Annotated in this window: 25 protein-coding genes and 1 tRNA gene; 18 read left to right on the top strand and 8 right to left on the bottom strand. The window is 46.2% G+C overall.

Annotated features, from left to right (window positions below):
• The first annotated feature begins 88 nt into the window (after window positions 1–88).
• The 8 genes from RGU72_RS00875 to RGU72_RS00840 all read left to right on the top strand — a co-directional run bounded on the left by RGU72_RS00875 (window position 89) and on the right by RGU72_RS00840 (window position 4,720).
• Window positions 89–400: a BON domain-containing protein gene (locus tag RGU72_RS00875; protein ID WP_322117945.1), complete on the top strand. Its 312-nt coding sequence runs from the start codon at window positions 89–91 to the stop codon at window positions 398–400.
• 93 nt (window positions 401–493) lie between these two features.
• A complete protein-coding gene (locus RGU72_RS00870) occupies window positions 494–712 on the top strand; it encodes a glycine zipper 2TM domain-containing protein (protein WP_322117944.1) in 219 nt (72 codons plus the stop codon).
• A 93-nt stretch (window positions 713–805) separates the two neighbouring features.
• Window positions 806–1,459 carry a glycine zipper 2TM domain-containing protein gene (locus RGU72_RS00865; RefSeq protein ID WP_322117943.1) on the top strand — a complete coding sequence of 218 codons (654 nt, stop codon included), beginning with the start codon at window positions 806–808 and terminating at the stop codon, window positions 1,457–1,459.
• A 215-nt stretch (window positions 1,460–1,674) separates the two neighbouring features.
• Window positions 1,675–1,821 (top strand): lmo0937 family membrane protein, encoded by a 147-nt coding sequence (locus RGU72_RS00860; protein WP_154668220.1) that lies wholly within the window; start codon window positions 1,675–1,677, stop codon window positions 1,819–1,821.
• A 118-nt stretch (window positions 1,822–1,939) separates the two neighbouring features.
• A complete protein-coding gene (locus RGU72_RS00855; protein ID WP_322117942.1) occupies window positions 1,940–2,155 on the top strand; it encodes a CsbD family protein in 216 nt (71 codons plus the stop codon).
• 78 nt (window positions 2,156–2,233) lie between these two features.
• Complete coding sequence (locus RGU72_RS00850; RefSeq protein ID WP_322117941.1) at window positions 2,234–2,782, top strand: hypothetical protein; 549 nt, start codon at window positions 2,234–2,236, stop codon at window positions 2,780–2,782.
• 150 nt (window positions 2,783–2,932) lie between these two features.
• Window positions 2,933–3,244 carry a BON domain-containing protein gene (locus RGU72_RS00845; protein ID WP_322117940.1) on the top strand — a complete coding sequence of 104 codons (312 nt, stop codon included), beginning with the start codon at window positions 2,933–2,935 and terminating at the stop codon, window positions 3,242–3,244.
• A 243-nt stretch (window positions 3,245–3,487) separates the two neighbouring features.
• Window positions 3,488–4,720, top strand: coding sequence for an AI-2E family transporter (locus RGU72_RS00840; RefSeq protein WP_322117939.1), 1,233 nt, complete (start codon window positions 3,488–3,490; stop codon window positions 4,718–4,720).
• A gap of 271 nt (window positions 4,721–4,991) precedes the next feature.
• On the opposite strand, the gene RGU72_RS00835 is transcribed toward RGU72_RS00840, so the two are convergent.
• Complete coding sequence (locus RGU72_RS00835; protein ID WP_322117938.1) at window positions 4,992–5,390, bottom strand: hypothetical protein; 399 nt, start codon at window positions 5,388–5,390, stop codon at window positions 4,992–4,994.
• A 284-nt stretch (window positions 5,391–5,674) separates the two neighbouring features.
• Between RGU72_RS00835 and RGU72_RS00830 the strand changes: the two genes are divergently transcribed.
• The 4 genes from RGU72_RS00830 to RGU72_RS00815 all read left to right on the top strand — a co-directional run bounded on the left by RGU72_RS00830 (window position 5,675) and on the right by RGU72_RS00815 (window position 8,568).
• Window positions 5,675–6,994: an aspartate aminotransferase family protein gene (locus RGU72_RS00830; RefSeq protein ID WP_322117937.1), complete on the top strand. Its 1,320-nt coding sequence runs from the start codon at window positions 5,675–5,677 to the stop codon at window positions 6,992–6,994.
• A gap of 133 nt (window positions 6,995–7,127) precedes the next feature.
• Window positions 7,128–7,212 (top strand) — tRNA-Leu (locus RGU72_RS00825).
• Window positions 7,213–7,306: 94 nt separating this feature from the next.
• On the top strand, window positions 7,307–7,798 hold the full coding sequence (locus RGU72_RS00820) for a DUF6538 domain-containing protein (protein ID WP_322117936.1): 492 nt from the start codon (window positions 7,307–7,309) through the stop codon (window positions 7,796–7,798).
• A 335-nt stretch (window positions 7,799–8,133) separates the two neighbouring features.
• Entirely contained in the window at window positions 8,134–8,568 is a 435-nt protein-coding gene (locus RGU72_RS00815; RefSeq protein WP_322117935.1) for an Imm50 family immunity protein, read from the top strand.
• A gap of 67 nt (window positions 8,569–8,635) precedes the next feature.
• On the opposite strand, the gene RGU72_RS00810 is transcribed toward RGU72_RS00815, so the two are convergent.
• Window positions 8,636–8,905, bottom strand: coding sequence for an N-6 DNA methylase (locus RGU72_RS00810; protein ID WP_322117934.1), 270 nt, complete (start codon window positions 8,903–8,905; stop codon window positions 8,636–8,638).
• A 200-nt stretch (window positions 8,906–9,105) separates the two neighbouring features.
• Between RGU72_RS00810 and RGU72_RS00805 the strand changes: the two genes are divergently transcribed.
• The 4 genes from RGU72_RS00805 (at window position 9,106) to RGU72_RS00790 (ending at window position 13,421) form a co-directional block, all read left to right on the top strand.
• Window positions 9,106–9,570, top strand: coding sequence for a hypothetical protein (locus tag RGU72_RS00805; protein ID WP_322117933.1), 465 nt, complete (start codon window positions 9,106–9,108; stop codon window positions 9,568–9,570).
• Between the two features lie 535 nt (window positions 9,571–10,105).
• Window positions 10,106–10,774 (top strand): maleylacetoacetate isomerase, encoded by a 669-nt coding sequence (gene maiA, locus RGU72_RS00800; RefSeq protein WP_322117932.1) that lies wholly within the window; start codon window positions 10,106–10,108, stop codon window positions 10,772–10,774.
• A 190-nt stretch (window positions 10,775–10,964) separates the two neighbouring features.
• A complete protein-coding gene (locus RGU72_RS00795; RefSeq protein ID WP_322117931.1) occupies window positions 10,965–11,798 on the top strand; it encodes an alpha/beta hydrolase in 834 nt (277 codons plus the stop codon).
• Window positions 11,799–12,017: 219 nt separating this feature from the next.
• The gene (locus tag RGU72_RS00790; protein WP_322117930.1) at window positions 12,018–13,421 is read left to right on the top strand and encodes a tetratricopeptide repeat-containing glycosyltransferase family protein; all 1,404 of its coding nucleotides are present in this window, start codon (window positions 12,018–12,020) and stop codon (window positions 13,419–13,421) included.
• 54 nt (window positions 13,422–13,475) lie between these two features.
• Here the strand turns inward: RGU72_RS00790 and RGU72_RS00785 are convergent, their stop codons facing one another.
• Window positions 13,476–13,601 (bottom strand): hypothetical protein, encoded by a 126-nt coding sequence (locus tag RGU72_RS00785; protein WP_322117929.1) that lies wholly within the window; start codon window positions 13,599–13,601, stop codon window positions 13,476–13,478.
• On the opposite strand from RGU72_RS00785, the gene RGU72_RS00780 reads away from it, so the two are divergent.
• Complete coding sequence (locus RGU72_RS00780) at window positions 13,600–13,986, top strand: glutathione S-transferase N-terminal domain-containing protein (protein ID WP_322117928.1); 387 nt, start codon at window positions 13,600–13,602, stop codon at window positions 13,984–13,986. The genes RGU72_RS00785 and RGU72_RS00780 overlap by 2 nt on opposite strands.
• Window positions 13,987–14,100: 114 nt before the next feature.
• Entirely contained in the window at window positions 14,101–14,535 is a 435-nt protein-coding gene (locus RGU72_RS00775; RefSeq protein WP_322117927.1) for a hypothetical protein, read from the top strand.
• Between the two features lie 145 nt (window positions 14,536–14,680).
• On the opposite strand, the gene RGU72_RS00770 is transcribed toward RGU72_RS00775, so the two are convergent.
• From RGU72_RS00770 to RGU72_RS00750, 5 genes are all read right to left on the bottom strand, one after another.
• Complete coding sequence (locus tag RGU72_RS00770) at window positions 14,681–15,208, bottom strand: GNAT family protein (RefSeq protein ID WP_322117926.1); 528 nt, start codon at window positions 15,206–15,208, stop codon at window positions 14,681–14,683.
• Between the two features lie 117 nt (window positions 15,209–15,325).
• Window positions 15,326–17,734 (bottom strand): ABC transporter permease, encoded by a 2,409-nt coding sequence (locus RGU72_RS00765; RefSeq protein ID WP_322117925.1) that lies wholly within the window; start codon window positions 17,732–17,734, stop codon window positions 15,326–15,328.
• 114 nt (window positions 17,735–17,848) lie between these two features.
• Window positions 17,849–18,529 carry an ABC transporter ATP-binding protein gene (locus RGU72_RS00760; protein ID WP_322117924.1) on the bottom strand — a complete coding sequence of 227 codons (681 nt, stop codon included), beginning with the start codon at window positions 18,527–18,529 and terminating at the stop codon, window positions 17,849–17,851.
• 86 nt (window positions 18,530–18,615) lie between these two features.
• Window positions 18,616–21,132, bottom strand: a complete 2,517-nt coding sequence (locus RGU72_RS00755; protein ID WP_322117923.1) for an ABC transporter permease — start codon at window positions 21,130–21,132, stop codon at window positions 18,616–18,618.
• A gap of 360 nt (window positions 21,133–21,492) precedes the next feature.
• Window positions 21,493–22,779, bottom strand: a complete 1,287-nt coding sequence (locus tag RGU72_RS00750; protein ID WP_322117922.1) for an efflux RND transporter periplasmic adaptor subunit — start codon at window positions 22,777–22,779, stop codon at window positions 21,493–21,495.
• Between the last annotated feature and the right edge of the window lie 318 nt (window positions 22,780–23,097).

Genomic DNA, 23,097 nt, shown 5'->3' with positions numbered 1-23,097 from the left:
TAGCCTCATCGCATAGCTACTTGCTGTAGCAGCGTTAAAGAAATTACGCAGATTACGCAAACCAAACAAACTACATCAAGGAATAAAAATGAAAAACTTCAAAATTGTATCTAGCCTGATCGCCGCACTCATGCTCACGACTATCGTCGGCTGTGCCGCCACACCAAAACAAGAGAGCACTGGTCAGTATGTCGATGATTCCGTCATCACCACATCAGTCAAAGCAGCAATCCTGAACGAGCCTACATTGAAGGTCAGCGAAATTAATGTAGAGACGTTTAAAGGCGCAGTCCAGTTAAGTGGTTTTGTCCGCTCGCAAGAGAATATTGATACTGCAATCAAAGTGGCACGTGGCGTCAATGGCGTGACTGCAGTTAAAAACGATATGCGTTTGAAATAATCAGGATATCGGTGACGCTATCGTAACGGCTGTAAAGACTGTAACGACTCGTCACCATCCACTTTTTTAATTTCTTTTCAAAGAGGTTTAATCATGAATACGATCAAAAAATTAAGCGGCTACGCTGCAACTATCACTCTGATGTTCGGCTTGACAGCGTGTGCTGGTATGTCTAACCAGGATAAAAATACCGCCGTCGGCGCAGGTGCTGGTGCTGTGGTTGGCGCGGTACTGACTGGTGGTAGCGCGGTCGGCACGGTCGGTGGCGCAGCAGTTGGCGGTGTGATCGGCAACCAGGTCAAACCTAAATAATCTGCCATCAATCTGGCTCGCCTAGCTACCAAACTAGCTTAGCGAGCCAAATAAAAAATAACTCACAACAAAATATTCAAGGAAGAATTCATCATGACTACCCCTACCAATGGTTTCCCCAAATCCAGACTACACCCGATGATTATCATCGCAGGTCTTGCTGTAACTTTATTCTGTGCTGCTGGTATTGCTGCCATCATGGGATGGATTCCAACCTCGATCGGTAGCAATAATAACGGCGCATTAACGCAAGCTGATCAAGCGGCGACGCAAGCTAACGGCAATACGACAAATCCAAATAATTTAAATAATCCAAACACGACGCCGCGTGCAACTACACCTGCGCCTGTACATCACAAACAAACTTATGCTGCGGCTAATGATGACTATCGGCCGTCCAACAAACTCCCTTGCTACAACTGCGGGATCGTGGAATCAATACGCGAGATCAACACCCGTGCACAAGGTAGTGGCGTCGGCGCAATTGGTGGTGCGGTAGTCGGTGGCTTGTTAGGCAATCAGGTGGGCGGCGGCCATGGCAAAGAAGCTGCCACAGTGTTAGGCGCAATTGGCGGCGCAGTCGCTGGTAATCAAATCGAAGGTCGGGTCAATGCCAGCAATAGCTACGATATTTCTATCCGCATGGAAGATGGATCAAGCCGCACCGTACATCAAACCAATCCACCGCAATGGCGCTCTGGTGACCGGGTAAAGATTGTTGATGGCAATTTACAGTCTAACGGTTAATGTTTATCCAAATTTATCTAAAACAATACGAATTTAATTAACTATTTACATGTTGTGTACGCCAGCGAACAGAACCTGATGCAAGCAGCTTGCATACTTAGTCCCACGATGTTGAATGTTGTAAGCGCTGATTTTCTTAATTTGATGTACTGAAAAAATAGCGGATTACAACTAGTTTCATCGACACCATTGAATAAAATTCTTGAGGAGAAATCATGCTTTATACCATCGCTGTTGTTCTAATTATCTTGTGGCTACTTGGCTTGGTCACTTCTTACACCATTGGTGGCTTCATCCATATTTTATTAGTGGTGGCCGTCATCATGATCTTGCTGCGCCTGATTAGCGGACGAGGGATTTAGCTAACGTCGAATTTTGGACAAAGGCAAAATCGCAGCAAAAGTAACGCAAATAAATTTATGTGATGCCAGCAACTAATGTCGTTGTCATCACTCACTTCAAAACTATGTAGAGAAAATAATGAACTGGGATGTAATCGAAGGAAACTGGCTGCAATACAAAGGTCAAGTAAAAGCGCAATGGGGCAAATTGACAAATGATCATATTGACGTCATCGCAGGCAAACGTGACCAGTTGCTGGGCCAGATTCAGGAAGCATATGGCATAGACAAGGACGAGGCTGATAAGCAAGTGAAGGCTTTTCAGAAATTTCTTAAAGAAATTCGTACTTCTTAGCCAGACATTTAGTCGAAAGTAGCAAACCGCATGCGGCATTTTTCCGTAAGCGATTTTAATAATATCAAGGAGCACTACATGAAAAAAGCACTCTCAATTATCCTAATCAGCGCAGCTACTCTGGGTTTTACCAACATGGCCGTTGCAGCGACGGCAGAGGCCAAAGCAAGCTTTAAAGCAGCAAAAGAAACCGCAGATACCGATTACAAAGTATCACGTGAAAAATGCAATGCACTGGCTGGAAATCCAAAAGATGTTTGCGTAGCAGAAGCTGAATCCGCACGCAAACACGTTAAAGCAGATGCAGAAGCAAAATACAAAAATACTGTCAGTGCCCGCACCGACGCGCGCAACGCAATGGCAAATGCAGATTATGACGTTGCAAAAACAAAGTGCGATAGCAAAACCGGCAATGAGAAAGATGTCTGTGTAAAAGAAGCGAAGGCCGTTATGGTTGCAGCCAAAGCAGATGCCAAAGCAGACAAAAAAGTAGTTGAGGCACGTGTTGATGCAAGAGATGACAAAGTAGAAGCCAACTACAAAGTCGCTCTGGAAAAATGTGACGCTTTAGCAGGCCCATCAAAAGATAGTTGTGTCGCTGGTGCTAAATCACAGTTTGGTAAATAAGTTTCGTACTTAAAGTTCAACACTTAAAGTTTATTACTTGAAATTTAGGTTTTAAGTTTGACCGGTAGTTTAGCTCTATTGCAGTAAAAATCTTGATTGTCGAAGTTCGATCACCAAGCTAATTCTAATCACTTTTGAAGGATCATTATCATGAATATATCTAAACGTTTTGCAACAGCTTTGCTTTCTTTCGCTCTTATCGCTGTAGCTGGTTGCGCATCCACACAAAAATCTGAAGGTACAGGCGAGTACGTTGATGACACCGTTATCACAACCAAAGTAAAAGCGGCAATCTTGAACGAACCAATGTTGAAATCCCGTGAGATCAATGTTGAATCATTCAAAGGTATTGTTCAGTTGAGCGGCTTCGTATCATCACAGGCTGACATCAACAAAGCCGTAGAAGTTACCAGTGGTGTTAAAGGTGTGAAATCGGTTAAAAACGATATGCACGTCAAATAATATTGCGTGATATATAGTGTGTTTCGACCTAGATGCGAGCTGATTAAAAATCAACTCGCATCTAATATGCAAGCGGGTACTGTTAAGACAATACTGATTTATACAGCCAGATCAATGGTCATATAAATCAATATCAAGTCAAATGCATTGCCCGCTTTGCATTGAGAGTACGAATGATTCACCATGCTGATAGTCGATGGAGAATTGCTGCTAGTTAGCCGTTTAACGTCAATAGGGTAAAAAATGAGTGCCCCTCAACATAAAGATGTCGACGCTGACAGTATGCCGAATATCCATGCACCAGATGATCGCCCGCCGACCATACAAATCAGCGATAGTGATTTGTTGTCCATCAATAGATCCTCTGCACCACCTACCATCCACATTCCAGTCAATGCCCGCGGTTTGGCGCTGACTATATTAGCCACCGTTGCTTTTGTTTTTGCATTACAAACAGCGCAGCGATTTTTTATCCCGCTGGTCTTTGGCATCATCATTTCTTACACACTGAATCCGGTTGTGGTCTGGCTGGAACGCATTAAAATTCCACGTGTTTTTGGTACCAGCCTTGTGCTAATCACTATTCTGTGTGGCGCAGGAGTAGTTGGTAATTCTCTGCGTACCGAATTTAATTCTATCCTGGTCAGTTTGCCCGACGCAGCGCGGCAAATATCGCAAGCGATCACCAAAACACAAGACAATCAGCCAAGCACGATGCAACAAATGCAGGCAATCGCAAACGAGATTGAGAAGGCCGCAAATCAATCCAGTAGCGTGCGCCCAAGTTCGCGGCAAACACCTACCACCGTGATCGTTGCGACTCCCCCGTTCAAAATACAGGACTGGCTGTTAGCAGGATCAGTGAGTGCGGCTAGTGTCGTTGGTCAAATCACTGTCTTGATTTTTCTGATCTTTTTCCTCCTCTTGTCCGGCAATAGCTTCAAGCGAAAACTCGTCAAAATCACCGGACCATCGCTGTCATCCAAAAAAGTGACTGTGCATATTCTTGATGACATTAATAAGTCAATCCAGAACTATATGTTTATGCTATTAGTCACTAATCTGCTTTTAGCCTTATTGCTGTGGGTAGTTTTTCGCTGGTTAGGATTAGAAAATGCCGGTGCTTGGGCAGTCGCTGCGGGCTGCTTGCATATCATTCCGTATTTTGGTCCGGTCATCATCACATTGGCGCTAGGAGCAACATCCTTTATGCAGTTTGGATCTTTGTCGCAAACCTTGTTAGTGACCGGAGCGACGCTAGTGGTGACGGTCTTGGTCGGTACTTTCATTACTACCTGGATGACCGGCAGAATCGCCAAAATGAATGTGGCGGCGCTCTTCATCGGCTTACTATTTTGGGGCTGGCTATGGGGAATCTGGGGCTTGTTACTAGGCGTGCCGATTATCGTGATGGTACGCGTCGTGTCTGAGCATATCGACGGGATGCAGTCGGTGGCTGAATTGCTGAGTGAATAGAAAATAGCGAGAAAAGCTGATGCAGTAAAAGTGATTTTTTCGCTAGGCTTTAATAACAGGACTTACGCAAAATTGTGCCAGCAAAGCGTAGCGACTAGGACAGCACTTCACTACGGCTAATCGCTGCAAAGCAGTTGGGGGTTTTGCGTAAGTATTAAAGAGTTTTACATATACTAGGATAGTGTATGTATATTCAATGCAAAATCGTCCACTGATTACTTGGACGATTTAGACTAATCTAGCAATACTCCCCTTAAATCACTAACCAACATTAATTATGGCTAGTTTTATTTGGCGGCTCGATCGATAAGCTATTTTGATGGTCGGTGCTGGCATCCACCATGTCGGGCGCGACTTCAATCCTGGTGATGCCAGAATTAACGGAAATTGGATCGCTGGAGGGAAACGACATTTCCAGCGCATCGTCTAGCAAACACTCTCTGGCTTTATCTTCTTTCGTTTCTATCTCATCTGCCAAAGTCGTTATGGCTATCGCCCATTTAACGAATTTAAGATGTCCAAGTTCGCGGATAGTAGTGACGTTAAATGCCTTTTTTAGTAACTCAGCATCCTTGGCACTAACGCCTAGCAAGGCATCGACCGGCGCATTGGCAAGCTCGTGGAAGTTCATATTTTCGTAGGCTTTATCTACACAGGTAAGGATTTGCATTACGTCGCCTTTTAACTGAAAGTTTTTACAGAGATCAGAATGAACTGATCGCTTAATCCTGTCTGTTCGCTAACGTACCCCAACTGAAGTCCAGATCTTTATATTTTTAGGACTTGCGCAAAACTGTCACAGCAAGGCCTGGCGACGACGATGGTACTTTAGTGCAGCTAGGGCAGTTTTGCGTAAGTCCTCAGTTTAATCAAACAAGCTCTTGAGTAAGCTAATCAGGAGTGTCACAATCAAAGCAGCCCGCAAAAAATTTTACTCCATCAGGACTTAAGACCATGAGCTCTACTCTGAACACAGAACATTTCTGGATGCCATTTTCCGCCAATCGTCAATACAAAACCAAACCGCGTCTGATGGTCGCCGCCGCGGGCATGCATTACACCACGGACGACGGACGACAAATTTTGGATGGAACCGCAGGTTTATGGTGCGTGAATGCAGGGCATGGACACCCGCACATCGTGAAGGCGATTCAAACACAGGCAGCGCGTATGGATTTTGCGCCCACCTTCCAGATGGGACATCCGCTGGCATTTGAGGCTGCCAGCAAATTAGTCTCGATTGCACCAGAGGGATTGAACCGCGTGTTCTTTTGTAATGACGGGTCTGAAGGCGTTGATACAGCTTTAAAAATGGCGCTGGCTTATCATCGGGTACGCGGAGACGGCATGCGACATCGCCTGATCGGACGCGAGCGTGGATATCACGGTGTTGGCTTTGGCGGCATTTCTGTGGGTGGTATCGCTGGCAACCGCAAACATTTTGGTCCGGCTCTGCCCGCAGTCGATCATCTGCGCCATCCTTTAAATATCACAAAAAATGCTTTCAGCCGCGGCCTGCCAGAACACGGTGCAGAGATGGCAGATGAGTTAGAACAACGCTTGCTCGCCCTGCATGATCCATCCACTGTCGCTGCGGTGATTGTTGAACCATTACAAGGGTCAACCGGCGTCATCTTGCCGCCCAAAGGCTACTTACAAAAAATAAGAGCAATTTGTGACAAGTACGGCATTCTGCTGATTTTTGATGAGGTTATTACTGGATTCGGTCGCCTCGGCACACCGTTTGCGGCTGATTATTTTGGCGTTATTCCGGACATGATTGTATGTGCCAAAGGCCTGACCAACGCGGCAGTGCCGATGGGCGCAGTCATCGTCAAACAAGCAGTGCATGATGCATTTATGGATGCAGCGCCAGAAAACACTATCGAATTTTTCCACGGATACACCTACAGCGCACACCCACTGGCATGCGCCGCGGCGATTGCGACGATTGATGTGTACAAAGAAGAAAAACTGTTTGACCGCGCCGCCACAAACGCCAACTATTTTGAACAGGCAGCTCACAGCTTGCAAGGTCTGCCCTACGTCAAAGATATCCGCAATCTGGGTCTGGTTTGCGGCATCGAATTAGAAAGTATTCCAGGCAAACCCGGCGCACGCGCCTTTGACGTGTTCCTCAAATGTTTCTGGGAAAAAGGCGTCTTAATCCGCACCACTGGCGACATCATTGCGCTGTCACCACCACTGATCATTGATCCAACACAGATGGATGAATTGTTCGGAGCAATCGCCAGTATCCTAAAAGCGCAATAGCAAAAAACCACATCCAAACAACGATATTGCAATAATCTAGCGAGAAAATAAGGAGAATCAGCGCCAGCAAAGCAAGAATGCTAGCGCGCTCTTGCAATATTTTTGCCGCTCTGTCATAATCTTGGCTTGCGTTGCCGAGATGGCGGAATAGGTAGACGCACGGGACTCAAAATCCCGCGCTGCAAGGCGTGCCGGTTCGATTCCGGCTCTCGGCACCAAGAAGACACTAAGCTCTTGATTTTTCAAGGGTTTTTTTGTTTTTATGCTCTGTTTTTGTCTAGTGTCACATATGAGTGTCACAACTCACACAAAATGGGCATCAAATTACCTTCCAATTTACACCGCAATAGACATGGTGTTTTGTACTTTCGTCTCAATATCCCCGAAGACCTACACGGCTTCTTTGAGACCAAAGTAATCTACCGCAGCTTACTCACTTCCAGTATCAGGCTCGCTTCTGGCGCTGCACAAACGATGGCTCTCAAATTTAAGCATTTGTTTAGAGAACTACGGAGCCAATCGATGAGCAAACCAACAAAAACAACGGCAGACGCACTCAACGATTTCATTCAATTGCCCGATCTGCGCGAGCGCATCAGGCTGGCTGGATTACAAGCCACTTCACAAGAGCAAGAGGAGGAATTAGCGCAACGAGAGCAATTGATCGCCAATCTGGGCTTGGAGCAAGCAAACGCCAGGCAAAGACACGAGGTAGAACTGAAACGCGCACAGCTAGGAAGCAACTGCTTCGCCAGAATAGGCGGACAGACCTCTAGGTTATGCGTGTTATTTAACTCTATTTGAAGTTAAACGCACAAACTACATGAAAGCAACGGGCGATTGGCGGCTAACGAATCAGGAACGATACTTAAAAAGTGTCGCACTTCATTGGTGTAGTTCCGCACCAAAGAGTTCCGAAAATGATCACGACTATTGCGAGTTTTGTTTTGCTAAATTTATGTCTAACGAATCCGTAGACGCATTGCGTGAGGGATTTACGGCAGATGATCGTGATCGTTAGATCTGCAACGAATGTTTTGATGACTTCAATAATATGTTCCATTGGCAGACAACAAGTCCGTTTAACTCAACATCCGACACGGACGCTTCGCGCCGGTCAATTTAACGTTAGGTCTCATATGGCGAACATTCCTCCCATCCAAGGTGCAGAAGAAGTGCTGTCTGCGTTGGGGTGGTGGCCGTCGTTCCATGATGCAGAGGTCATTCGCTTCTCGCTTGCCCGCGGTGCATCGCCAGACACCAAGACGTCCGACGCCGAGCTTGAAGTACAAGTACGAGAGTACGAGCCGAGAAACGTGGGAACAGCAGAATACAAAGTTGTTCTTATCAAGGAAGTAGTCATCCGATTCGCCTTCGTCGGAGTCGAAGAAGTCCAGGTCGAGGATTTCAATTTTCAAAATGTCATCAACTCGCTCGTCATCTACCCGGTGACCCAAGGGGTCAGGGAACGAATGCGAGTTGAAGTCGAGTCAATCTACGGCTTTGGTGCAACATTGTTCTGCAACAGCGCAAAGGTAGCGAGTGTATCCCGCTTAATACCCATTGAAGCCTAACCCACTCTGCTGCCGTTCGAGGCTCTTTATTGCGGTCAGTCAAACTCAACATTTATAGAATTAAAGGCTATCGTCGCGAGCTGAAAGCCAAGTGCGATAATTCATGCGGCTGCAATAAAGCCACCAGCAATTGCACGACTTCGCTAGGCGTATAGAACTCACCGCCTTTTTTACCCGCTGAGTCGGCAAACATTTTGATCAGGTATTCGTAGGCAGTGCCTAACAAATCGGTCGATTCGAAATCTTGGTTGCGGAGACGATGTTTAGAAAAGTGCGATAGCAGGTCTGCCAGTTTTTTGTCGGAGAGTTTGTTTTTGACGTTGAAGTCAATCGACACCAAGGCGCCTTCCAAGCTGGTGTTGTGTTCTTCAATCGCTTCGGTTGTTTTGTTTAACCGAGCGACGTCCGGGTGATAGCACTAACTTTTCCATCGTCGAGGAAGTAATACCAGACAAATTCAAAGTAGTTTTACCGTCAAATTCAAACTTTAACACTTACATTGTTAACAGCAAAAAATTCATAGGTAACGATATATCAATGGGGGTGGATGAATTCAACGCCTACACGCTTACCGCTAGGCTGGAACTAGACTTAACGTCTACTAGCGTTTATGAAAAATTAAAAACTAGTGGACTCCAATCTTACGCTGGAAATATAAGCGGCATGAGCGACTTTATGCTGTACACCTTATCCTATCTAAAAGCGGCAAGAGTGAATCATCCCTCGACCTATCAAAACATTAAAAATAGTCCTCTGTTCCTAGCACATATAAATAGCTTGTGGGAATCTGCTGAAAATACCTTAAATATTGTTTACAACTTTACGTTGAGTAAAGGTGGTGTTTACAGCGTAAATTCTGAGGTAATTGCTGAAATTTATTCCCCAGAATTAATTTCAGAACTGGATGTGCTTGGCATCAGCATCTTCAATTTAACTATTGGTGTAATACCTATTTTTCCAAAAGTATACCTGCTGAAAACTCTGGAAAGAAATAATCAGTGATTATAAAAATCACCATAGGAGTAATACGGATTTATTTAGCCCAAGTAAACTCCGAATCGCAGAACTTTAAAACGCTTACACAATTCATAAAAAATCCGGTAGCTCCAACCGTCATTATTTACCATCATTTCCTGCAATACTTACCATATCAATCTTAGGCAAATAAATGCTCTGACTGGCAGTTAAACTCAGAGATAAAATGATGCTACCTGAATAGCGTTTAACTACCAAAAACATCAATCGATACCCTAAAAAAGTATGCGCGCAGCCTGAAAAAACTTACTTTAGTGACTGTAGTAAAATCAGTAAATAAATCAATGTTTGATCTGACCTCATACCTTTTTCCCAGAAAGATAGCCTCCATATTCTGCAACGTATTACCCAATGCGAAATACCGAGGTGGTACGATCAAAATAGAGATTTTTTTTCATTGAAAATTGACGAAATAAAGAGAGTTTTAACCATCTAAATTGATTTCCCTATTAGTCAACGCTCTGTTAGCCAAATCATTCAATTTTGTTCTTTAGGAGGTCTTATGTTGAAACAACCTGAGTTTGAGTTATTTGCGTTCTGGCGCACGTCAGCAACTTACCGTGTGCGCGTTGCCTTGAATCTGAAAGGTCTGGTCGCGCACGAGAAGATCGTCAACATCGATGCTGGCGAGCAACGCAGTGAGGCTTTCCTTAAGATCAATCCTATGGGGGCAATCCCTGCACTGATTGAGGCAGGACATCCGCCAATTACGCAATCTCTAGCGATTCTGGAATTTTTAGAGGAATCTCAACCGTCCCCAGCATTACTGCCAAAAGATCTGCACGCTCGTGCCCGAGTGCGCTCTCTGGCATCAATACTGGTTGCCGACATGCATCCTTTAATCACCCCGCGAGTAAAAAAATATTTAGTTGGCACTAGCCATTTTGATGACGCAGCTTGGCGAGCCTGGCAAATTAACTGGTTCACCACTGGCCTGCAAGCGCTGGAACAACGGCTGGCGTCGGAGCCAGATACAGGAATATTTTGTCATGGCGATAAACCGACCATCGCGGATATTTGCCTCGCCAGTATTATTGCCGTGATGCGCATTTTTAAAATCACTGTTAACGATATACCGACTGTTGACAGGATTATGGCTAGCTGTGAAGCACTGGATGCTTTTGCCAAAGCGGCGCCGCAACGACAAGTCGGTGCGCCCTCAGCAAATTAATTTTATGCAGAGTTGCCTAATTTGAGCTTATAGCGCTTTATCTTCTAGCCTGTGATGAGTGATCAGTTAATTTATCCATAAAACAATAATGTATTTTGCTTTGCCGTAATTGATAACGGAAAAATGGTCGCGATCAATAATTTAAAACTCGCGGCAAGCTTGTATCAACATCACCTCAAGGAGTTTTTAAATGCCTATATTGAAAATTGAAAGTCCTCAACAAGCCCCGATTGACTTGTATTATGAGGATCATGGCAGCGGATTGCCGATTGTCCTTATCCATGGCTGGCCATTAAGTGGCCGATCTTGGGAGGCACAAGTACCCGCTCTGGTAGCAGCTGGCTATCGTGTAATAACCTATGATCGTCGTGGTTTTGGCGGGTCGTCACAACCCTGGTCCGGTTACGACTATGATCATTTTTCTGCTGACTTGCATCAACTGATAACCCATCTCAATCTAAAAAACGCCACACTTGTCGGCTTTTCTATGGGTGGTGGTGAAGTCGCTCGTTATATCAGTACATACGGCACCGAGCGTGTCGGCAAAGCGGTATTTGCCGGCGCTGTACCTCCGTATCTCTACAAGTCGGCCGACAATCCTGAAGGAGGATTAGATGATGCGACGATCAAGCAATTTCAGGAAGCCGTCATCAGCGACCGCATCAGTTTTCTGGATACGTTCACGACTAACTTTTTCAGCGTGAACGGTAAGTTGCTAGTCAGTGAAGCACAGCGCGTATATGCGCGTGAGATTGCATCTTTCGCGTCACCCAAAGGGACATTAGATTGTATTGGCGCGTTTTCTTACACGGACTTCCGTAGCGACCTGACTAAATGCACCATACCAACTTTGGTGATCCACGGGGATGCTGATGGTATCGTGCCTCTGGAGGTAAGTGGCGCAAGAACTCACAAAGCAATTAAGGATAGCCAGTTATGCGTCATCGAGGGCGGCCCGCATGGATTTAATCTGTCTCATGCAGCAGAATTTAACAAAGGCTTGATTGATTTTTTAGCGTCTTAAACCGGTTCCCGAAGAACAACGCGCTATTTAGCTATTCAAATAATTGAGTAGTTAAATGGCCGTCATAGTGTATAGCATCGAGGCGTCCAAAATCATCAGTTATACAGCGAACAGTCTCAAACTACATACATCGTTGTAACACATTGTTTTAAAAAATTAGTACTTACGCAAATATAATCCCGCAGGACAGAAACCAGATTTTTCCCATAAGCGAATCCGATGTCAGATTATCCCGAATCAGCTCTCACACTTTTCGCTACCGGTAATCAGTTGATGGCAGTTGCTGAAAATGACAAAGCGCTTGCCTGTTTTATGCAAGCGCTGGAAATCGCTCCCGACTTTTCCGAGGTGATGATTAACCTGGCTTATCTGCAAGAGCAAGTTGGCGCATGGAGGAGTGCTGAGTTTTGGTATCAGCAAGCGATCACGGTACGACCCGACGTGGTACAAACTTATCTGAACTTAGGCGCGATGCTGATGGCACGCGATCGCTTTGATGAGGCGGAGAACGTATACCGGCAGTGTTTATTATTTACCTCCGACTCACCCGCATTGTGGTCCAATTTGGGTGTCTTGCTAGCCTGTACGAAACGAGAGGAAGAAGCTGAGGATTGCTACCGTACTGCGCTCAATCTGAGCCACGATTATGCGACAGCACGTTTTAATTTAGCCTATATTTTGTTGCGGCAAGGGCGCTATGCCGAAGGCTGGCCTTGCATGGAAGCGCGTGATTGGATTACACGTATATCGGCTGTGTTTACTTGTCAGCGCTGGCAAGGTGGCGACCTGTCCGGCAAATCGATCGTGATCGGTTTTGAGGCAGGTCACGGCGACATGATCCAATTCTGTCGCTATGCTGTTTTTCTGAGAGAAAAAGGCGCGACTAAAGTCACGTTGATTTGTCATCCAGGTTTAAAAAGATTGTTCGGCGGTCTGGCGGATGTGGATGAAATTTTATCTCTGGATGATAATTTATCGAACCGGGAATGGGATTTTTGGACCTTACCAATGAGCTTGCCTTTTCATTTTGAGACCCGCTTAGATACTATCCCTGCGACTATTCCTTATCTGCATGCCGATGCAGATGTGCTGCAACAGTGGTCAGAAAAATGGCCAGCCCAATATTCACAGCTGTCGTCTGCCAATCAGAAACGCGTAGGTCTGGTCTGGAAAGGCAACTCTCGTTTTGAAAATGATGCGCACCGCTCGCTGCCGTCGGTGACCTATTTGACGCCGGTATTAAAAGTGCCTGGCGTTCAATTTGTCAGCCTGCAAAAAGAGTTGGCGGGAGAATCTATCCCTGAGTCATTTTCAGTGTTAATGCTGGGTGACTGCGTCACAGATTTTGCAGACACTGCGGCCATCATCAAACAACTGGATTTAGTCATCAGTGTCGACACCGCTGTCGCACATCTGGCTGGTGCTTTGGGTGTGCCCTGCTGGCTGTTAGTGCCGGACTATAAACCAGACTGGCGCTGGCTGGCGCATCGTCAGGACAGCCCATGGTACCCGCATCAAATGCGTCTGTTCAGGCAGGACTCAGCAGGAAGTTGGAATACTGTGATGGACGAGCTTGCTGTGGCTCTGGCAATTTGGGTCAAAGACGGTAAGACATTTTCTTAGGGAGATGCGTGGATCACGCATCAATACAATCTGCCGAAATCATGCACTTGTCGCTTACAATGCGCCCTTCTGCGCTGAATCGTTATCAATACCATCGTCGATACCGTCGTCCACAACATCGTCCATAACATCGGCAATCTCGATAACAGCGTCATCATTTTTAAACCTGGTAGAACTCATGAAATACTTTTTTAGACTGCTGCGCATCGTCCTCGGCCCTTTCATGCTGTTGAAAGAAAGCCTGACACGGCCAAAAGGTGTCGTGCGCCCCGTCGCTGATCAGACTAAGGTCGATGCAGCATGCCAAAAGCTGGCCTTATATCAGTTTGCAACGTGCCCTTTTTGCATCAAGGTGCGGAAAGAAATGGCGCGCCTGTCGCTGACTATAGAACTACGTAATACGCAACATATGACAGAACATCGCCAAACTTTATTAGCCCAAGGCGGCAGCCCTAAAGTCCCCTGCCTGAAGATCAGCAACGACGACGGCAGCGTGAAGTGGTTATATGAATCCAAGGATATCGTGCACTATTTGCAGCAGGAATTTGCGGTAGTATCAACATAGGATTTAGCAAGGCGTTTAATTGTTAGCATGCACAAATAACGCATTGATCAGACATCGATCCGACATTAATAAGACACTAGTAAAATACGAATTCCATCATCTAAAATCAATCTGATGAAAATACATGGTCAATGGGAAATTACCGTAGTACGCAACGTCCTCGTACGCACTACAGCGGGTAGTTTTAATGAAGAAGGCACTTGGGCTTGCTTTCTCGATACGAAAAAAAAGGCACCGGTCAACCAGTCTTGGGCGGGTCTGACCAATGCCGCTCATTGGGAGATGTCGAATGTAGATTCGCTACAAGCATTCCCTAAAATGCGTGAATGGGCATTCCAGAATTCTTGCGTCTGTCTCGCTGTAGTTGTGCCAGACAATATGCGCAAAGAAATCCACCGCCGCCAAACTGGCAACTTGCCAGAAAACTTAGTCCACTATTTCTCGACGATAGAAGAAGCTTGTACCTGGCTGACCTCACGCGGATTTGATTTTACGGTAGCAGATTATCCGCATGCAGAGTTCATCGCCAGAACACGTAAAGCAGATTAACAAGTCAACTCTAAAAACGGATGTCCAATCATTCTGCGGCTCTTGGAAGGAAATCACGCCAGAAGCCGCAGAATGATTGGACGCTCTAAATCGAAATTTTAGATTGATCCAGTAATTAAACCTACATCAACTAACTCAGACTTACTCAAAGTACTTCCCACTCATGCCGCAACAGTGCATACATGGCCATATCAACATGTCTACCCCGGCTAAAAGAGGCGCCACGGGCGATGCCCTCTTTTAGATAGCCGCAATTGATCGCCACTTTTTCTGAGGCGATATTATCGACATGCATGTGGATTTCTAAGCGATTGATCAGTAAGGTCTTAAACAGATAATCGGTCAGCAGTTGCACGGCCTCCGTCATGATGCCTTTGCCACGCTTGTCGCTAGCAAATAGTCCGTAGCCGATCTCACGTGAGTTAAAGTAAGAGATAGTTTTAAAATGAAACACGCGACCTAAAATCGTCCCGTCGTGATCAACGATTAAAAACGTTTCATTGAGTTCTTTACTCAAGGATTCTGCTTCAAATTTCTTCTCCAATGCACCTGGCAACATCATCTCTAAAGAGAGAAAATCACCTTTAGATTCTGGCGCGTTGAGTAATCTGATCAGCTCAGGGATATCATCTTTTTGCACATGCCGAAGATGAAAGCAACTGCCTTTGATCATATGGATGGTCTCCTGTATCGAGTGGTAATACTGAAAGAATTTTTAATGAAAATGAACAAGGTTCTATCCTTCCAGTGTACCAGCCAGTCACTCGTTTTCAATACATGACAAAGAGTTTTATCCTCGCAAAGCCGATGCAGGAGACATATGCATTGCCACTCTGGTATGCCGTATGGTCGAGATCATTGCTACGATCGAAGCACTGACCAGCGCGGCCAATACCGCCCATGGTCCGATCGCCGCACGTTCAGCAAACTCATCTAAAAGAGATTCCCCCATGACGTAGGCCACAGGCAAACCAAGTAGCGCCGCGACGCCGATCAGCGCAATAAACTCATAGCTAAGTAACTGAGCGATATCTCGTCCCATGGCTCCGTATAGCTTGCGCAAAACGATCTCTTTTGACCGCCGTTGCAGACTATAGGCGGACAAAATATACATGCCAACAAACGCCAGAGAAATCACAATACACATCACAATCGAAAAAATGATTAACATAGGTTCAATTTGTCTTGGCCCTCTTTCCAGCAAATTCCTTACCGGCTTAATCTGCAATATATTCTGAGGAAAATGTTGCGCCCAAAGATGGGCGATAGCGGCGCTAACAATAGCTGGATCACCCTCAAATTTGACGGACAGCGATGGCGTTTCTAGCGACAGCATAAACACGCGTGGTGCAGCATCCATCAGCAGGCTCTGCGTCCTGACAGGTTGATTGACTCCGATGATTTGTAAGGGCTTGTCTTTGACTTTAATGAATTGTCCAACGGCAGCGGTAGGCGAGCTAAAGCCCAAGCGCGTAACAGCCAAAGCGTCAATCACTACGACACTGGGATTGTCAACGTTATCTATCTTTGCATCAAATAAGCGACCTGCTAATGGGGCGATCTCATAGACATTAAAGTAGTCGGGGCTGACCAGCGTTTTATCGAGTTTGATGACACGAGCATCGGGCATGGTGATATCGACATTCCAAAAATCAGCCTGGCCGATTGCCACGGTAGAAGCCGTTGTTTTGACGACGCCAGGCAGGCGCCTTACTGCGTCACTGAAGCTTTTAGAATTTACCTGCTCTAATCCGTAAGGCATCTCAATCGAGAGAAATTTGTCTGGATCAAATCCAAAATTTAAACGGCTGATGTGTTGAAGCTGCCCTGACATTGTCAATGCCATGCTAATAAAAAACATCCCGACTGCAAATTGAAATACTGTCAGGCTGCGGCGCAACCACATCCCATGAGTACTCACCGAACTGCCGCGTCCAGCGAGGATTGCGGAGGGACGTATTTGGGCTGTCATCAATGCCGGATAAAAACCTGCCAGCAATCCTATAACGATGCTGAAACCTAGCACAGCCAATATACCCAATAAACAATTGGTAGCGGTCAGCAGTGACTCCAATACAAAACCGGATAAAGCAGAAAATCCTGGCAAGACTAGCCATGCCAACAGCATCCCGACACCTGCCGCGATCAGAGAGACCAGTATCGTCTCTGTCAATATCTGCATGATGACACGCCAATGCGGAGCACCAAGCACTTTACGAATAGCGATCTCGCGCTGTCGCGCTATGATCCTGACCGTAGCCAGATTGACGTAATTTGCAATCGCTAACAACAAAACGAATAAGGCGATGCACGCAACTGAAATAGTGATCGTTCGATTGCCTTTTCTTGATCCGTTACCACCACCGACTACAGGGTCAAGGAAAGACTCGGTCAGTGGTCCTAACTTCACTTCATATAACGGATCGTGACCTAATTGTGCAAGTTGCTCCGCTTTGAGTTGCGCACGTAAAGGCGACCTGTCGGCATCCTCTGCAATACGCCGCGCAATTTGATCTGCGGAGATATTTGCACCTAACTTGATGTAAAGACGAGCTGACAAATCGGACCAGCTGTCTAATATGGCTTTACGCTCATCCGCTTTCCACGCCAAGGTATTGATACCGGTAACAGCAGAAAACGGAACTGTAGAGTTGTCCGGTGTATCGCTGATAATTGCTGATACGAGGAAAGTATCGTTTTTGATATGCACGTATTTTCCCAAGGCATGGGTATCGCCAAAAAGTCGTCGTGCAGTCGATACGGTGAGTGCCAGAGCATTCGGACGACTTAGGGCAACTAACAGATCGCCTTCAACCGGCTTGATACCAAATACCTCTATCAAACTAGCATCAGCCGTGGTGAGTTTGACGTTTTGCACTGCACCGTCACCGCGCATCTCGGTATCAAGCACCACCAAGCGTGTTGCATGCAATGGCAAGCCGCTGCGCTCCAGGCCATCTTTTACTAAAGTCGGAATATTTTCATGCCAGCGCTGATCCTCCCAATTTGGCAAACTCTTGACGATAAAGATATGCTGATTGTCAGGTACATGACGATCAAAATGCAAAGCATAATAAATATAGCTAAGGCCAAGAAAGAACACCATAAATCCTATGGCTAATCCTATGATCGCTACCAGCGAATGCGCAGGTTCTTGTATCAGCAGGCGCCAGCCTATGCGGAAATCTCTGAATTTCATCAATGTCTATCTTATGTAATGGGGGCGTCAGCTATTACTGACAGGGAGTTCAGGTCGCCACATGGTGAACTCACCATGCAAAATCAGCAGGCAAGTTCGTCAGAAAGCAAACAATCAAGCGGCACGCAAAGCATCCACTACCACATGCCCGTCCAGCAGATGCAATGTCCGTGATGCTTGTGCTGCGTGCGATGGCGAGTGCGTAACCATTACGACGGTCGTGCCCTCGGCGTTAATGGTGCGTAAGATGCGCATGACTTCATCGCCATGTGCAGTATCGAGATTACCTGTCGGTTCATCGGCTAATAAAATAGCGGGGCCAGCGACTAAGGCACGTGCAATAGCGACACGTTGTTGCTGGCCACCAGACAATTGGGATGGCCTATGTTTTGCCCTATGCCCTATGCCTAACTTCTCTAACATTGCGGTGACTTTAATGCGGCGCTCTTTGACTGGTACTTCAGAATATTCCAAGGCCAGTTCGACGTTTTCATATACGCTGAGTTCTTCTATCAGGTTAAAACTTTGGAAGATGAAGCCAACTCTGCCGCGGCGTAGTTGATTTAATTGCGACTCACTCCAGCCTGCGACGTTTTGCCCCTCAAACCAGTACTCACCAGAATTAGGAATATCCAGCAAACCCAACAGACTAAGTAAAGTCGATTTGCCGCAACCAGAAGGGCCTGTGATGGCGACGTATTCTCCAGCATCGATTTCGATATTTACCCCGTTCAGTGCGGCGGTCTGTACTTCGCCTGCGACATAGAGTTTGCTGACGTTGACTAGTTTTAGCATGATGCTTCCTTATATGTTTTGTTAAAGGCTGGAATAGATTTACTTGTTAATTCAGCTTACTTTTAATTCTGCTACAACTAATTTACTCAGGCAGCGCGTAAGGCGACTGCCGGGGACATTCTTGCGGCGATTAAGGTGTGTCTGGTAGTCGCCAGCAAAGTCACTACGACAGCACCCAGCAATGCCAGGACAATTGGCCATAATCCCATCGGTGCCTGGTCTGCAAATTGCTCGACAAAACCTCTACCCGCAACATACGACAAGGGCAAGCCGACGATGGCGGCAATGCTGAGCAAAATCGTAAATTCTTTGAGCAGTAGCTTGGCGATATCGAGTTTGTCAGCACCAAATAATTTACGCATAACGATCTCTTTAGCGCGTCGCTGAACAGCATAGGCAGAGAGTATGTAGATACTGAAAATAGCCAATGGAATCATGATGGCAGCGACAATCACGCAAGAATCAAAAATAGCTTGAGGACCGCCTGCGTTGACTTCCAAATTTTGTCGTAGATGACTAAGATTTAAATACATATCTGGGAAATGCTGATGCCAGACCTCAGTAATGGCTGTTTTTGCTGCGGTCAGATCATTGCGTCCATTGACGGTTAATTGCGGCAAGAGCGGCGCTAGCGACGATTTTTCTGAGGTCGCAATCTGATACACAATCGGACGTGGTGATCCATGCATAAAGCCGCTGCTGACATTGTTGCTGATGCCGACAATCTGCATCGCTTTGCCTTCCATACTAACAATCTGCCCCAGCGCCGCATTGCCATTGGCATAGCCCAGCCGGGTTGCGGCTAACTCATTCATCACCAAACCATTACTGCTGTCACCAGAATCGATGTTGGGGTCAAACACGCGCCCTACTGCTGCCCCCAAACCAATGGTATGGAAATATTCTGGACCTACTCTCAAGGTGCTTAGACTAATAGTCTCTGCCTTGGTCGTCTTAAATTCCACCTTAGCAGGCCATGGCGTTGTATTTGCAACACCGTTGATCTCTGGCCGACGTGCCAGAGCATCCTGAAAACTACGAACCTCAGTCTGGCTCAATTCTGCAGGCAAGTTGATGATCAGCAGTGAGTCTAATTGGTAGCCATAGTCGATGTGCTTCAGATATTGGATTTGCGTCCCTATCGTCATCACCACCCCGGTCACGAACATGGCGATAGCGAATTGCATCACGGTTAACACGCGGCGTAGCCACAAACCGCCTGCTGTCTCACTATTCCCACGCCCACCCAGAGCACTGGCAGGGCGCATCTTGAGTGCAATCCAACCTGGATATAGTGCAGCGCAGATACCGACCAATATACCCATCACGATGACAATGGCGACAAATGCCATCCAGTCCTGACGCGTTAAAACGCTCACCATATCTAACTCAGTTAACTCCGACCAGGCTGGTAGTAATAACCATGCTAAGAAGGCACCAGCAATTGCGGCGATCAAAGATACCAAGATCGATTCTGCCATCATCTGCATCAGCAACCGCCCTGCTGTCACACCCAGCACTTTGCGGATCGCCATCTCGCGCTGACGCGCTATGGTGCGGATGGTGGCGAGATTAACGTAATTGCCTGCGGTTAGCAGGAGGATTAAAAACGCGACGGCATTCATCGCCAACGTAGCGATAGGGTCACCCTTAGAGCCGCTATTACTGCGAGCCTCGCTATCCAGATGGGAGTCTGCTAATGCACCAAATGCGATCTTCAATAAAGGCTTGTTGCCAAGCTCTTGCGTATCTTTTGCATTCAGATGTCCGGCCAATGCCGAGCGACTGATGTCGGTGTTGATTGCGCTGGCAAGCTCACTCAATAAACCGCCAGACTTGGTATCCGTTTTAATGCCTGATGTAGCATTCGACTGCGTACTTGGTAATAACGTATTGGGCAATAAGCGGAAATAGACTTTGTTATTCAGAAAATTTTTATCGTCATAGGAATAGTAATTCCAGTTATCTCTTGCGCGCTGGCGCTCTGCCTCTGGCCATGCGGCAGAGTTAAGACCAGCTAGCGCGGAAAACTGAATCGAGCTGGTGGCCGGCTGATCAGGCAATACCGCCGCGATACGGTAAGAAGCGCCTCTGATCTGTAAATTTTTGCCAACAACGTGACGATCGCCAAAGAGTTTTTGCGCTGTCGCTACTGACAGTGCCAGTGCATCTGGGCGGCTGAGTGCCGCTTGCAAATCACCTTCCATTGGCTTGATACCAAATACTGTAGAAAAAGCCGGATCCACCAGAGTCAGCTCTACTTTGGTCACGACATCATTGCCGCCGTCGTTCACCCGCATTGCGGCGGAATACGGCAACACTGCTGTGACCAATAAATGAGCATCGCTTTTTTCCAGCGAGTCTTTCATCGACAAAGGGACATTCTCGCTCCAAAAACCAAATCCCCAATTAGGACGTGCCTTGACGACATACACATTCTGTACCTCTGGAACATTGGTATCAAATCCAAATTCGTAGCGGGTGAATGCCAGTACCAAAAAGCAAAAAGTAAATCCTATCGTCAGGCTGACAATCATAATGGCGGAATACACAGGCTGCTGTTGCAACAGGCGCCACCCCATCCGAAAATCTTTAAAGTTCATTGTCTTATCGCTTTCTTTTTTTTTGCCGATTTACTACCGATTTACTGATTAAAAACTTAGTTGCATCAACCGTCTCTGCTTGCTTTCTCATTACATCTAAGATACTCAACAATCCCTAATAAATTTCCTCTGTTCTGTACGGCGCTTATGATGAGGTTAAGCATCTTAAAATTTTGATGAAAACCATATACTCCCCATCATTTTTATAAAAATTGGCCTATTGTCCAGACTTTATATGGACAATTAAATATACTATCTATGAGTATATAAATTATCATTCTGATACAGCAAAGAAAAAACTATCGCGTTGATGCTGTCGCCTTCCTAAGTTGACGCGCCGAGGATGCTATTTTTTTGAAGCTATTTTTTCAATTGCAAGCGCGTCGCATTACCAAATGTAGCGTAACTCGACACGACTATTTTTTCTCCTGCACTGAGGCCTGATAAGACTTCTATCTGACGGTTATTGCGACGCCCAGTTTTAATCATGCGCTTCTCGGCATCAACGCCATTGGCTGCGACCACAAAGACCCAAGCGCCGCCGCTATCGGTGATGAATGCCGCATTGGGTAATAACAAAGCATCTTTCGGTTCACCTAGGGTAATTTGCGCATCCAGGCTTTGACCGGGGTTGAGGCTGGCAGGTTGTGCATTTTTAAACACTAATTCAATCGAAAAGCGACCATCTTTGATTTGTGGATAGACCTGACTAACTTCGACACGATACTCTTTGGCGTCTTGCTTAAACACACCTTGTCGCCCTATCGCAATACGGTTCAGATAATACTCATCGACTTGTGCTGTGAGCTTAAATTGGTCGGGATCATCGATACGCCCTATATGCTGATCTGTCTTCACGGTCTCACCGATCTGCAAACGGAAATCTGTCAGGCGACCGGCAACTGGAGCCCGCACCACCAACGCATCGACCGTAGCGTTGACCAGTGTCAAACCCGTTTCTATCGTCTTAATCGCATACTCCATCTGGGCAACAGCGTCACGCTTGACTTCGGTCTCACTCGCGCTATGATTTTTCTCTTCATTAAAAGCGCGTTGCTGCTGCTCTAAGGTGTCAGCAGACTCATCCAGAGCGACCGACGAAATAAAACCTTGCTGAGCCAATTTGACGTTCCGGGCATGCTTTTTTTTCGCTTGCATCAGATTAAATTCAAGGTCAGATAAGCGGCGCTGATGATCAGAATTTGCTGCCTCAAAATTCACTCTCAAATTGGCCAGATTAGAAATCTGCTGAGTATGTTCTGACTGACGTTGCAATAGTTCTAAATTGCGTTGAGGGTTAGAAATCCTAAAAAGAATATCGCCTTTTTTCACCAACGCGCCATCATGCGCAAACACTTCTTCTACCCTGCCGGATTCGACGGAATCCAGTATCACCGAATGCAGCGCCTCGGCTTTAGAGCGGACGATAATGTCATCCAAAAAAATCCCGCTCTCGACGTTGGCGATACGCACATCGGCAGCAGATACCTGCAAACCACGCGGCATCAGATTCCATAAACCAGCAATCGCCAATCCGATTAAACATACTGACACCACGCTAATCAGAATTTTCTTATTGTGATTCTGCGGCACGATGACATCCATCGCGGCACCGGTCACAGCAAGATGAGGCGTAGATAATTTCATGGTTCAATCAAAATGGTAGGAGGTTTTGTTTGAGAATGTTTTACTCATTCTGAAACTCATGTCTACTATCGCAATCTCTGTGCCATGCTGATTTGGATTGAAAAGGACTAAAAATTGGGGATTATCGATCGGCATTGATCGGTATCGGACAATCTGATTCAGACAGATTTTAAAAACTGTCCGATATTGAACACTTCACGGATACTTCCTATTTTTACGCTTGTTAGCATTGGCGAATCATTGCTAGTGTCCTTTATCAAAGCTAGACTGTGCATTGACCCGTGTAAATTAAAATCCTACCAGTACCTACAGAAATCC

The organism is Undibacterium sp. 5I1 (genome assembly GCF_034314085.1).
GTDB lineage: Bacteria > Pseudomonadota > Gammaproteobacteria > Burkholderiales > Burkholderiaceae_D > Undibacterium.
This window is presented reverse-complemented; position numbering and strand designations above follow the sequence as displayed.